The sequence below is a fragment of the Pelagibacterium flavum genome (genome assembly GCF_025854335.1).
GTDB lineage: Bacteria > Pseudomonadota > Alphaproteobacteria > Rhizobiales > Devosiaceae > Pelagibacterium > Pelagibacterium flavum.
Map to the genome: position 1 here is coordinate 2,908,588 of NZ_CP107716.1, position 12,065 is coordinate 2,920,652.

A 12,065-nucleotide genomic window follows, 5' to 3' on the forward strand; every position below is an offset into this window, starting at 1 on the left:
GCGTAGCGGGCTGTGCCGCTCCCGCCGCCTCCACGGCGTAACCACTCTCCCAAGTGGCAAACCAGTTTAAGTTCATATTTGAACTTTGCCAGTTCTACTGTTAACTATGGTTCAAAAAATCCCCGCTTGTCAACTGCGCAGACACACGGGGATTGGACTGTCAGTCGTCGCCTTTACCGAATGTTGCCGCCCCACCGGCGATGCCGGCTGTATTGATCGTTCCGTTGAACAGCGGAACATCGGTGGCGACGTAAGGGAATTGCGCGCAGGCCTCTTCGATCAGTTCGACACCGAGCCCGGGCGCCGTCGGCGCCAGCAGAGCGCCATCCTCAAATTGCAACGTTTCGCGCACAAGTGTCTTGCGCCACGGCACATCCACCGACACCGTCTCGAACACCATGAAATTGGGAATGGCGATTGCCGCGTGAAGCGTCATGGCGTTCATCACAGGCCCGACCGGATTGTGTGGCGCTACCGGAATCAAGCTGGCGTGCGCCATGTGAGCGATGCGCTTGGTTTCGGCCAATCCGCCGGCATGGGACACGTCGGGCTGCAGAATGTCGACCGCTTCCTTCTGCAGGGCTTCGGCAAACCGTGCCGGCTCATACCAGCGTTCTCCGGCTGCGATGGGCACCGGACTGGCGCGGCGCACCTGGGCCAATGCATCGATGTTTTCAGGGGGCGTGGGCTCTTCGATCCAGGTGAGATCATAAGGCGCCAGCGCCCGGCACATGGCTATAGCGGTGGGAACATTGAGACGCCCATGGACATCGAGCATGAGATCGACGTCCGGGCCGACGGCCTCGCGCACTGCTGCGACGATATCGATCGTTTTGGCGCGCTCGGCCCGTGTCATTTCAAGATCGGCGGCGTCAAAGGGGTCCCATTTCAGGGCACGATAGCCCATTGCGACCGCCTTGCGCGCCAGGTCGGCGTACTGATCCGGCGTTGTTGCCCCGAAATACCAATGATTGGCATAGCATTTGACGCGATCGCGATAGCGCCCGCCCAAAAGCTCGTAGGCCGGCACGTTGAGCGCCTTGCCCTTGATATCGAGGAGCGCGGCATCGATCGCCCCGAGCGCCGTTCGGAAAACGGCCCCCGTGCGCCAGTAACTGTCGCGATGCAACTCTTCGATCAATGCATCGCTGGCGAAAGGATCGCGCCCAACCAGAACGCGCTCGAGCTCTTCAAGCGCGGCGACTACAGTAAGCGTTTTCCATTCCAGCGTTGCCTCACCGACCCCATCAAAGCCTTCGTCGGTATAGAGTTTGACGAAAACGAAATTGGTTCGCTGCACATTGGCAACGAAGGTCTTCAGCCCCGTGATTTTCATTGCTCGGCCTCCCTGGTACGCGGATCAAACACCGCTTCGAGCATTTCCCTGTAGTCAGCGGCGCTCGGCTCACGAGGGTTCGTGGCGTGACTGTGGTCGGCAAGCGCGCGCTCGACGATCCAGTCAAACTGCTCGCGCCTCACACCAAGAGCAGCAAGGCCGGGTGGCATGTCGAGCCGCCCATTGAGAGCCTCAAGGGCCCGGGCGAGATCCTCGTTTGGCGCGAGCCCCATGGCCATCTTGAGCCGATCCATCTTGCCGCCCACCGCTTGCGCGTTGAACCGTACCACCACAGGCATGAGCAACGCGTTGAGCGTGCCATGATGGAGCTTGGGTTCGGACAAACCACCCAGCGCGTGACTGAGCGCGTGCACGGCGCCAAGCCCTTTTTGAAACGACAGCCCGCCATGAAGCGCGCCGATCATGAGCTCTGTACGGGCTTCGAGTTCGTTTCCGTTTTTGTATGCGATTTCGAGATTGCGCCATATGCGACCCGCGCCGTCGAGAGCTAAGGCCTCGGCGGTTGGATTGAAGCGCGGCGAAAACAGCGTTTCGATACAATGTGACAGGGCATCAAGCCCCGTGGCAGCGGTCAGGCCAGGCGGCAGACCGAGCGTGAGTTCGGGATCGCAAATGGCACGACGCGGGATCAGGTAAGGGCTAATAAATCCGAGCTTGCGTCCATCCTCCAGGGTCAGGAGCGCAGCGCGCCCGACTTCTGCACCCGTTCCTGCCGTCGTGGGAATGGCGATGACCGGCGCAACCGCCGAAGTGATCCGCTCGACCCCACCATAGATTGCGGCATAAGTTTCGAGTGCCCCTGCATGGGTTGCCGTAAGAGCCACGCCTTTTGCCAGATCGATCGGCGAGCCGCCTCCGAGAGCAACGACCCCGTCGCACCCTTCCTGTTCATACAGCGCACGCGCCGCAGAGACGGCGCGTTCAGTGGGATTAGACGGCGTGTCGAGGAAAGCGACGGCGTCGGGCAATTGAGCCATGACCTTGTCGAGCAGTCCGGTCCCGGCAAGCCCACGATCGGACACCACCAGAGGACGCATGATGGAAAGCTCCTTTGCGGCTGCCGTCAGTTCGGCGACAACGCCCACGCCAAAATCGATTGCTGTCAGGTATGTGATCCGGGCCATAACCGATTACTCCCCCTTCAGCCGCGCAATAGCTTCGGCCTGCATACTGTTGGGAGACATTTCCATGAGCTCGATCCTGTGGCCGTCGGGATCTTCAATCCAAGCCTGACGGTTTCCGTCGGCTCCTTCAACGACCGGCTTGGAAAGTTCGACGCCAGCAGCTTCGAGTTCTCTGGCAGCTACGCCGATATCGGGCACTTCGAGACACAAGTGGTTGTATCCTGTCCTTTCCGGCCCTGGCACGCCCACGCCCTCTCCTCCTGGGAAGATCTCGAGGTATTGCGTGTCGCTCACGCTCAGATAAACAATCCACAGTCTCCCTTCTCGATCGAGCCGGAACATTTCCTGGAACCCCAGCCGCCCGACGTAAAAGGCGAGTGTGGCTTCGATATCGGTCACCTTGATGGCGATGTGTGTAATGCGACTGACTGTCAGCATGAACGAGGGGCCTCCCTGGCACTGTGGCGGCCGATCGAAATACCATCCCGGATCGAACCTCCCTGCAAAGCCCTGCGTCTCCTCCAGGAAAAACAGGGCAAATAAATTCAGATTTGAACTTCAGTAGTTCATATTTCTATGCTAGATGGACAACACCGATTGTCAACTGGAGTTTCCCAGCGCATGGCCGAAATCGCCGAAGACAGCGCCAGCAAGCACACCATTCCCGTGATCGATCGGATGATGGAGGTCCTGACGGCGATCGAGCAGCGTCCGGCAGGACTGACCATTCGTGACCTGACGACTGAACTCGGGCTGCCACGCACAACCGTCTATCGCATCGTCAACACCCTTCAGCACCACGAAATGGTACGGCGGGACGATGCGGGCATCTACCATCTTGGCCGTCGCCTGCTCACATTTGCTTCTCATGTTGCCTCAAGGGCAAGCGAGCTCGACCTTGTGGCCATATGCCAGCCTCATCTTGACCGACTGGCAAGCGAGCTCGGCGAGGGCGTCAAGCTCAGCGTGATAGACAATGACGGCATCCTGGTTCTTGCAGCGGCACAAGGGCGGCGTGAATATGCACTTACGGTCGCTCCCGGACAGCGCATGCCCATTCATGCCGGCGCGGCCAGCAAACTGCTGCTCGCCTTTCTCGAACGCGAGGTTCTCGATTATTGGCTGATCAAGCCTCTCGCGGCCTATACCAGCAAGACAATCACCGATCCCAAGCGGTTGCGCAGTGAACTCACGCGAATTCGACGGCTGGGTTGGGCCCAGGACAAAGGCGAGAATGCGCCGTCGATCCACGCTTACGCCGTGCCGGTCAGAACGCGATCGGGGCGCATGGTCGCTGCCCTGAGCGTCCCTTTTCTGGCTGGCACCGAGCCCAGCCGTATGGAGGAAATCCGCTTGGCTGCACTGGACACAGCTCAAGCCATAACAAAGGACATGTCTGAATAGGGCAGGAGGAGAAGCTGTGAAGATCGTCGACCTGCGATGCGCCATCATTGGCAAAAGCCCGGTGGTGAGGATCGTCACCGATGAAGGCGTTTCGGGGTATTCGCAAGCCGAGACCTGGAAGCCCTACCTCAAACCCCACATTCTGGCCCTGCGCGATGCCTTGATCGGTGAAGATCCACGGCTGGTGGAACGCGTGATGCGCAAAATTCGTCAGCGTGGAGGTTTCAAACCGTGGGGCAGCGCCGTGAGCGTCATCGAGATGGCCCTGTGGGATATCGCCGGCAAGGCTGCCAATGTTCCGGTTCACCGCCTGTTGGGGGGCAAGGTTCGTGACAGCGTCAGGGTCTACAACGGTGCTGTTCGGTTTCCGCTCGCTGGCCATCGGCCGCAAGACTACGCGGCCGATCTCCAGAAAATGATGCAGTCGCCCGAAGGGTTCACCATCATAAAGCAGCCGATCGGGTTTCACTCGGACATGAAACGCGCCGTGCCCGATTTTTATTATGGCGACCCCAGTGCCAGCCCACTGCATGGTGCCCTTGATCGAGGTCCAATTACAGAAAAGGGTCTCAATCACTTTGTCGATTGCGTGGCGGCTATGAAGGAGGTGGCAGGCGACAGGGTCGGTCTGGCGCTGGATTGCGGTCCGGGCTGGATGCTCTCAGATGCGATAAAGCTCGCTCATCGCCTCGAACCCTTTTCGCTAATGTGGGTCGAAGATCTTTTGTCGGGCGATTACACGCCATGGGTGGACGCCGGCAGCTATAGGGAACTCACGCGACGCTCGACCACGCCCGTTCACACTGGCGAGCAGATTTATCTGCGGCACAATTTCAAAGAGCTGATCGAACGTAATGCCGTGCACGTCGTCGGTCCGGACCCGGCGGACGTGGGTGGGATTGCAGAACTCAAATGGATCGCCGAATTCGCCGATATCCACGGCATCATGATGGCGCCGCACGGTACGGCCAATGGTCTGCTCGGCCTGGGTGCCCTCGTTCAGGTTTGCGCCACCCTGCCCGACAATTTCATTGCATTCGAGTACACGATCGGCGATCCCGGATGGTGGTACGATATCATTGAAGGTCTGCCCGATCCCATAGTCGTCGATGGCAAAATCGCTGTATCCGAGCGCCCCGGCATGGGCGTGGACCTGATCCCGGAACGGGCGAGGCCATATCTGGAACCTGACGATCAAGACTTTTTCGACTAGGATTTTCCGGTTCGCCCGGCTGAACATTGCCGCCGTTCATAATCAATATTGGCGCCTGCGCATGATCGGCGGCCCATCCCGAGAATTAGTCTGCCAAAACGTCGCGATGTGGCTCACCAGGTCTCCAGGCTTGAGCGCTTTGGGGCACCATTGAGGGAGCTGCAGGCAAAGATCATTGCCGCAGAGTTGCCTCTGAACGCCATTAGAACGGCGCCGCATGTGTCATGCGGCGCCGTTTGCACAGGAACAGACCAACTAGTTGCTCGTGACCGCGACCTGCTGTGGCAGCGAAATCCGGAGCCAGGATAACATCTGGGCTATCTCCTGTTGTTGATTTCCGCTGAGAAGTGACCCGGTTCAGGGAGATTTTTCCACTGAGAAGTGACCCATGTTTGAACGCTATCCTGCTCGTTTTGGGCGGGAGATTTAGGAGTGTTGGACATGGCGTTTTTGAGCGTTATCCGGCGCTGGCATTTCCGGGACGGTTTATCGATCCGGGAGATTGCGCGGCGCACGGGCCTGTCCCGGAATACCATTCGCAAATACCTTCGGACCGATACGGTTGAGCCGAAGTTCCAGGTTCCAGATCGGCCAAGCAAGATCGATGCTTTTGCCGAGAAGCTGTCAGGCTGGCTGAAGGCCGAGAGCCGCAAGCCGCGCAAGCAGCGGCGCACCATCAAGCAGATCCATGCTGATCTGGTGAGCCTCGGTTTCGAAGGCTCTTATGGTCGTGTGGCGGCCTTTGCCCGTCGATGGAAAGAGGAACGCCAGCGCGAGCAGAATGTGAGCGGCAGGGGCGTTTTCGTTCCTCTTGTTTTTGAGCCTGGCGAAGCTTTCCAGTTTGACTGGAGCGAGGATTGGGCACTGATCGGGGGCGAGCGGATCAAGCTCCAGGTCGCCCATACCAAGCTCTGCTACAGCCGGGCCTTTATTGTGCGGGCCTATCTGCTCCAGACCCACGAGATGCTGTTTGATGCCCACAACCATGCCTTCCGAGTTCTGGGCGGCGTCCCGCGCCGGGGCATTTATGACAACATGAGGACGGCCGTGGACAAGGTTGGCCGTGGCAAGGCACGTCAGGTCAATGCCCGGTTCTCGGCCATGGCCAGCCACTTCCTGTTCGAGCCCGAGTTCTGCAATCCCGCTGCCGGTTGGGAAAAGGGTATGGTGGAAAAGAACGTGCTCGATATGCGGCACCGGCTTTTCCAGCCCTTGCCACGTGCAAACTCGCTCGATGAGTTGAACGTCTGGCTCGAGCAGCGCTGTGTGGCTCTATGGGAAGAGATTGCTCATGGCGCGGAACCGGGTTCGGTTGCCAATTCCTGGTGCATCGAGACGCCGTATCTGATGACCGTGCCGCGGGCCTTTGACGGGTTCATCGAACATACCAAACGGGTCTCGCCCACCTGCCTGGTTCACCTCGAGCGCGTTCGCTATAGCGTTCCGGCCTCGTTCGCCAACAGACCGGTCAGCGTCAGGGTCTATCCGGACCGCATTGTCGTTGTCGCTGAAGGCCAGGCGATCTGCGAGCACAAGAGGATTATCGAGCGGCATCATGGGCAGGGTCACACCGTTTATGACTGGCGCCATTATCTGGCGGTGATCCAGCGCAAGCCCGGTGCCCTGCGCAATGGTGCACCCTTTGCCGACATGCCCGATGGATTCCGGCAACTTCAGCGCCACCTTCTGGGCAAACCCGGTGGCGATCGTGAGATGGTCGAGATCCTGGCTCTGGTTCTCCATCACGACGAACAGGCGGTGCTGGCCGCGGTCGAGATGGCGCTGGAGGCCGGGGTGCCCACCAAGACCCATATCCTCAACCTGTTGCACAGGCTGATCGATGGCAAGCCGGGAACGGTGCCGCCAGTCAGGGCACCGCAGGCCCTTGTGCTGGGCAAGGAACCGCAGGCCAATGTCGAGCGCTACGATACCCTGCGCGCGGACAAGGAGGTGCGCCATGCGTCATGATCCGGCAAGCGCGGCCCTGATCATCATGCTCAAGAGCCTCAAGATGGCAGGCATGGCCCAGGCAATCAGCGAACTCACCGAACAGGGATCTCCGGCCTTTGAATCGGCCGTTCCGATCCTCTCACAATTGCTCAAGGCCGAGATGGCTGAAAGAGAGACGCGATCCATTGCCTATCAGCTCAAGGTGGCGCGCTTTCCAACCTACAAGGACTTGGCTGGCTTTGATTTTGCCAGTAGCGAGATCAATGAGGCCCTGGTGCGCCAGCTTCATGCCGGCGCCTTTATCGACAAGGCCGACAACGTGGTGTTGGTGGGCGGGCCGGGAACCGGCAAGACCCACATCGCCACGGCACTGGGCATTCAGGCCATCGAGCATCACCGCAAGCGGGTTCGCTTCTTTTCGACCGTCGAACTGGTCAATGCGCTGGAGCAGGAAAAGGCCCAGGGCAAGGCCGGGCAGATCGCCAACCGGCTCATCCATTCCGATCTGGTGATCCTTGATGAGCTCGGATATTTGCCCTTCAGCGCTTCAGGAGGAGCATTGCTCTTCCATCTGCTGAGCAAGCTCTATGAGCGCACCAGCGTCATCATCACCACCAATCTCAGCTTTGCCGAATGGGCCAGCGTATTCGGCGACGCCAAGATGACGACCGCGCTGCTCGACCGGCTGACCCATCACTGCCATATCCTCGAGACCGGAAACGACAGCTTCCGGTTCAAAAACAGCTCGGCCCAAACCGTCAAAACCAAAAAGGAGAAAACACCCGGCTTGACCACCTGACCAATCCCAAATCATATCCATGAGGCGGGTCAATTCTCGGTGAAAATACCGGGTCACTTCTCAGCAGAAATCAACACCGGGACTTCATCGCCGGCTCCGAGTCTGGGTGCTGCTTCGGCGAGTTGAGACAGATACGCTATAGAACGGAGGTCGAAATGCCCCAATTGCGCACCGGCCACTGGCTCAAGGGCGACTGGCACGTCCACTCCCGCCACAGCACCGACACGTCCCACAATCCGGTCGGGGCAATCATTGCCTTTGCCGAGGAGATCGGCTTCGACTATCTGGCGATCACCGATCATGACAACCACGTTCTGGGCGCCGTCGCCGATAATACCTGGGCCGATCCCGACCATCGGTCCGAGACGGTTCAACTCTTATACGGCGCGGAGCTGACGGCTCCTCGCGGGCACATCAACATCCTTTCAGCGACCCCGTACGATCACCAGCGGGTCTTTGATGCACGCGACGCGCGAGACTGGGATCTTCTGGCGGTCAAGCGCGAACCGGGAGTGCATTTTTCAGCCAATCACCCCACCACCAAGAACCATTACGGCTATTCCTTCGATCTCGCGGACTCGATCGAGATCTGGAACAAAAGCACCTGGGAGAAAAACATTCCCGCGCAACGCATCTGGGACGACATGCTGCTCTCGGGCCGCATGCTGGGCGCACGAGGCGGCAGCGACGCCCATCATGGCCTGCCTCCCGAACTCGACTTCACGCGCCCGCAAACGCTTGAAGCCACTGCCAATTATGTCGGCACTCCAACCACCTGGCTGTTTGCATCGGAGCGTTCGCCCGCGGCCATCCTTGAAGCATTGGAGCGGTGCCGTGCATCAGTGAGCGCCAACCCCAACAACCCGCGTGTCGAACTCTGGGCCGACACCGATGGCGACGGAATGATGGACATGATGATGGGGGACAACGTCCAGCCAACCGGCCAGCCGATCCAGTTCGAGGTTCGCCTTATCGGGGGGGCCGTTCCGCGCGCGCCCTACAAGGTCAATATCATCAAGAACCGTTCAGACTTCGCATGCCTGCCCATCGACCGCGACACCCAGGTTCTGCGGTTCATCGATACGCCCCTGGCGGGAGAGCGGACCTATTATCGGGTCGAGATCGAAGGCCCGCAATCACCGTTCCCGCAAGTGCCCAATTGCACGACACAGAGCGGAGCCATGGTGGCGATTTCCAACCCCCTCTATTTCAACTACAACCCTGATTTCTAGTGCATTGGCGGCAACGCACGCCATCAGACAGGCACCTCGCCATCCGCGAGCTGAGTGAGGATGGGGCAGTTGGGGCGGTCGTCGCCCGAACAGCAATGGGCGAGATGCTTGAGGGTATCGGCCATTTCCTGAAGCTCGACGATCTTGCGTTCGAGCTCGGCGATATGGTTGGTGGCGATGGCTTTGACGTCGGCGCTGGCACGGGACTTGTCCTGCCACAGGCCCAAAAGCACCGCGGTTTCGTCCATGGAAAAGCCCAGCGTGCGGGCGCGCTTGATGAAGCGCAGCGTATGGACGTCGTCGGTACCATAGACGCGGTAATTGCTGTCGGTTCGGTCGGCAGGAGTGATGAGGCCTATGGATTCATAGTAGCGGATCATCTTGGCCGTTACGCCCGACGCTCTTGCAGCTTGCCCGATATTCATGCGGTTGTGCTCCTGTCATCCCTGGTGAGCGGTGGACTATACCCCCGCAGACGCAGAGCGTTGGTGACGACGCAAACGCTCGACAGCGCCATGGCGCCCGCCGCCAGCATGGGCGAGAGCAGAATGTCGAAGGCCGGAAAAAGCACGCCGGCTGCGACCGGGATGAGCAGCGCGTTATAGCCAAACGCCCAGCCGAGGTTTTGGCGGATATTGGTCATGGTGGCGCGGGAAATGGCGATGGCTTGGACCGCGCCGCGCACATCGCCGCCAACCAGCACCACGCCGGAACTTTCGATGGCCACGTCGGTGCCCGTGCCTATAGCGATACCCACATCGGCAGCGGCCAGCGCGGGCGCATCGTTGATGCCATCGCCGACAAAGGCGAGCTTTCTGCCCTCCGCCTTGAGCTTTGCGATAGCGGCGACTTTGCCCTCGGGCAACACTTCTGCCACCACATGATCGATGCCGAGCTGGTCTGCGATGGCTCTGGCCGTATGCGTATTGTCGCCGGTTATCATTGCGACCTCGAGACCCAGTGCGTGCAGATGGGCAATCGTTTCGGCGCTTGTGGGCTTGATGGGATCGGCCACCGCGACAATGGCGGCCAGCGTTCCATCGATAGCGGCGAAAAGCGGACTTTTGCCTTCACGGCCCAGTCTTTCGATGTCGGGTGTAAACGCGGCGATATCGATACCGAGACGCTCCATGTAGCGGTCTGCACCAACCTCGACCGTGCGACCCGAAACCTTGGCGACAACGCCGAAGCCCGGCACCGAGTCGAAATCTGCAATCTCCGGCAGGACCAAGTCGCGGTTGCGGGCTGCTGTAACGATAGCCTGGCCGATCGGATGTTCGGAGTCGGCCTCTACCGCTGCAATGAGCGAAAGCACCTCGCCATCCTCGAACCCGTCAGCAACGATCATATCGGTCAGTTCGGGGGCACCCTTGGTGAGTGTTCCTGTCTTGTCGAAGGCGATGATCCCCACCGAATGGAGAAGCTGGAGCGCTTCGCCCTTGCGGAACAGTACGCCCAGTTCGGCCGCCCTGCCGGTCCCAACCATGATCGATGTCGGGGTTGCCAGACCCATTGCACAAGGGCATGCGATGATGAGCACAGCGACGGCATTGACCAAAGCGAAGGTATAGGCCGGGTCCGGTCCGAAAACGGCCCAGACGATAAAGGTCAACGCCGCGATGGCCATGACGGCTGGGACAAACCATGCGGTCACCTGATCGACCAGCGCCTGTATTGGCAGCTTGGAGCCCTGGGCCTGCTCGACCAGTCTTATGATCTGGGCGAGCATTGTGTCGCCCCCGATTTTGGTGACTTCGAACCGGAAGCTGCCGGTTGTGTTGATCGTGCCGCCGATGACGGTATCGCCCTCGGTCTTGGCCACGGGTACCGGCTCGCCTGAAATCATCGCCTCGTCGACAAAGGACGAGCCCTCGGTCACCGTCCCGTCCACCGGAATTTTTTCGCCAGGGCGGATGATGACGATATCGCCGACAATGACGCCCTCGAGTGCGATTTCAGCAGGTTCGCCATTGCGCAGCACGCGGGCCGATTTTGCCTGCAGCCCGACCAGCCGCTTTATGGCATCGCTGGTGCGTCCCTTGGCGCGGGCCTCGAGCAGGCGGCCAACCAGAATGAGCGTAACGATGACTGCCGCCGCTTCGAAATAGATGTTGCGCGCCGCGCCAGGCAGCAATTGCGGAGCGAAGGTGACGACGCTCGAGTAGAGATAAGCCGCCCCGGCACCGAGCGCCACGAGCGAATTCATGTCCGGGGCGCGCCGGAAAAGCGCGGGAACGCCCTTGATAAAGAACCGGCGGCCGGGCCCGAACAGCACAGCGCTGGCCAGAAGAAAATAGGCCGGATAGAGCCATCCCATTGGCACCGTCTGCATCAGCCATTGATGGAAGGGCGCATAGAAATGGCTGCCCATTTCCAGAACGAACAGCGGCAGGGTGAGAAGTGCCGAAATGATGACGTCACGCTGCAACGCGCCGATTTCATCGGCCTTTGCCTGTTCGCGGGTCTGGGTGTGCTGATCGGACAGGCGATGGGGCGTATATCCGGCGTTCTTGATCGCTGCTTCGACGGCGGCAAGACCAGACTCGCCGCCCACGACATCGAACGTTGCCCTCTCGGTTGCCAGGTTGACCGAGGCGGAGACGACGCCCGGCGTTGCAGCCAGGGCGTCTTCGACGCGCTTGACGCAGGAAGCGCATGTCATGCCCTCGATGCCGATTTCGAGTTTTTCAGCCGGCAGTTCGTATCCGGCGTCCTTGATGGCTGTGCGCAGGGCAGAGGCGTCGAAATCGGGACCTGGGCTGACGATCAGGGTTTCATTGGCAAAATTGGCATGCGCTTTGATGACGCCCGGCAGATTGGCGGCCGCCGCTTCCACGCGCGTGACGCAGGATGCGCAGCTCATTCCCTCGACGGGAAAGATCAGTGTGGCCGATTGGTGTGAGACAGGGGCGTTCATGGCTTAATTCTTGACTGTGTGAAGCCATGCTAAGGCTTCCCATCATGGTAAGGTCAAGCATTGATATAG

At 59.8% G+C, this 12,065-nt stretch carries 10 protein-coding genes; 5 read left to right on the top strand and 5 right to left on the bottom strand.

Features of this window, described 5'->3' with window-relative positions:
• Positions 1-160 precede the first annotated feature (160 nt).
• Genes OF122_RS14680 through OF122_RS14690 form a run of 3 tightly spaced genes read right to left on the bottom strand, consistent with a single transcriptional unit; the run spans position 161 to position 2,919 of the window.
• Positions 161-1,336, bottom strand: coding sequence for a mandelate racemase/muconate lactonizing enzyme family protein (locus OF122_RS14680; RefSeq protein ID WP_264224937.1), 1,176 nt, complete (start codon positions 1,334-1,336; stop codon positions 161-163).
• Positions 1,333-2,481, bottom strand: a complete 1,149-nt coding sequence (locus OF122_RS14685) for an iron-containing alcohol dehydrogenase (RefSeq protein WP_264224938.1) — start codon at positions 2,479-2,481, stop codon at positions 1,333-1,335. Before OF122_RS14685 ends, OF122_RS14680 begins: the two co-directional genes overlap by 4 nt.
• 6 nt (positions 2,482-2,487) lie before the next feature.
• Positions 2,488-2,919 carry a VOC family protein gene (locus tag OF122_RS14690; RefSeq protein WP_264224939.1) on the bottom strand — a complete coding sequence of 144 codons (432 nt, stop codon included), beginning with the start codon at positions 2,917-2,919 and terminating at the stop codon, positions 2,488-2,490.
• Between the two features lie 183 nt (positions 2,920-3,102).
• Here OF122_RS14690 and OF122_RS14695 point away from each other — a divergent pair, with 183 nt between their 5' ends.
• The 5 genes from OF122_RS14695 (at position 3,103) to OF122_RS14715 (ending at position 9,079) form a co-directional block, all read left to right on the top strand.
• Positions 3,103-3,885, top strand: coding sequence for an IclR family transcriptional regulator (locus tag OF122_RS14695; RefSeq protein WP_264224940.1), 783 nt, complete (start codon positions 3,103-3,105; stop codon positions 3,883-3,885).
• A 16-nt stretch (positions 3,886-3,901) separates the two neighbouring features.
• Positions 3,902-5,098, top strand: coding sequence for a mandelate racemase/muconate lactonizing enzyme family protein (locus OF122_RS14700; protein ID WP_264224941.1), 1,197 nt, complete (start codon positions 3,902-3,904; stop codon positions 5,096-5,098).
• A 441-nt stretch (positions 5,099-5,539) separates the two neighbouring features.
• Entirely contained in the window at positions 5,540-7,066 is a 1,527-nt protein-coding gene (istA, locus tag OF122_RS14705; protein WP_264224548.1) for an IS21 family transposase, read from the top strand.
• A complete protein-coding gene (gene istB / locus OF122_RS14710; protein ID WP_264224549.1) occupies positions 7,056-7,847 on the top strand; it encodes an IS21-like element helper ATPase IstB in 792 nt (263 codons plus the stop codon). The genes istA and istB overlap by 11 nt, the downstream gene beginning before the upstream one ends.
• 155 nt (positions 7,848-8,002) lie before the next feature.
• Entirely contained in the window at positions 8,003-9,079 is a 1,077-nt protein-coding gene (locus OF122_RS14715) for a CehA/McbA family metallohydrolase (RefSeq protein WP_264224942.1), read from the top strand.
• A 23-nt stretch (positions 9,080-9,102) separates the two neighbouring features.
• Here OF122_RS14715 and cueR read toward each other — a convergent pair whose 3' ends face one another.
• Positions 9,103-9,504, bottom strand: a complete 402-nt coding sequence (gene cueR / locus OF122_RS14720) for a Cu(I)-responsive transcriptional regulator (RefSeq protein ID WP_264224943.1) — start codon at positions 9,502-9,504, stop codon at positions 9,103-9,105.
• Positions 9,501-11,996, bottom strand: coding sequence for a heavy metal translocating P-type ATPase (locus tag OF122_RS14725; protein WP_264224944.1), 2,496 nt, complete (start codon positions 11,994-11,996; stop codon positions 9,501-9,503). The genes cueR and OF122_RS14725 overlap by 4 nt, the downstream gene beginning before the upstream one ends.
• Between the last annotated feature and the right edge of the window lie 69 nt (positions 11,997-12,065).

Bases quoted from the DNA above. Each gene is read 5' to 3' on its own strand.
- istA (WP_264224548.1), top strand. From the start codon at position 5,540: ATGGCGTTTTTGAGCGTTATCCGGCGCTGGCATTTCCGGGACGGTTTA.
- cueR (WP_264224943.1), bottom strand. From the start codon at position 9,504: ATGAATATCGGGCAAGCTGCAAGAGCGTCGGGCGTAACGGCCAAGATG.
- istB (WP_264224549.1), top strand. From the start codon at position 7,056: ATGCGTCATGATCCGGCAAGCGCGGCCCTGATCATCATGCTCAAGAGC.
- OF122_RS14695 (WP_264224940.1), top strand. From the start codon at position 3,103: ATGGCCGAAATCGCCGAAGACAGCGCCAGCAAGCACACCATTCCCGTG.
- OF122_RS14685 (WP_264224938.1), bottom strand. From the start codon at position 2,481: ATGGCCCGGATCACATACCTGACAGCAATCGATTTTGGCGTGGGCGTT.
- OF122_RS14715 (WP_264224942.1), top strand. From the start codon at position 8,003: ATGCCCCAATTGCGCACCGGCCACTGGCTCAAGGGCGACTGGCACGTC.
- OF122_RS14725 (WP_264224944.1), bottom strand. From the start codon at position 11,996: ATGAACGCCCCTGTCTCACACCAATCGGCCACACTGATCTTTCCCGTC.
- OF122_RS14690 (WP_264224939.1), bottom strand. From the start codon at position 2,919: ATGCTGACAGTCAGTCGCATTACACACATCGCCATCAAGGTGACCGAT.
- OF122_RS14680 (WP_264224937.1), bottom strand. From the start codon at position 1,336: ATGAAAATCACGGGGCTGAAGACCTTCGTTGCCAATGTGCAGCGAACC.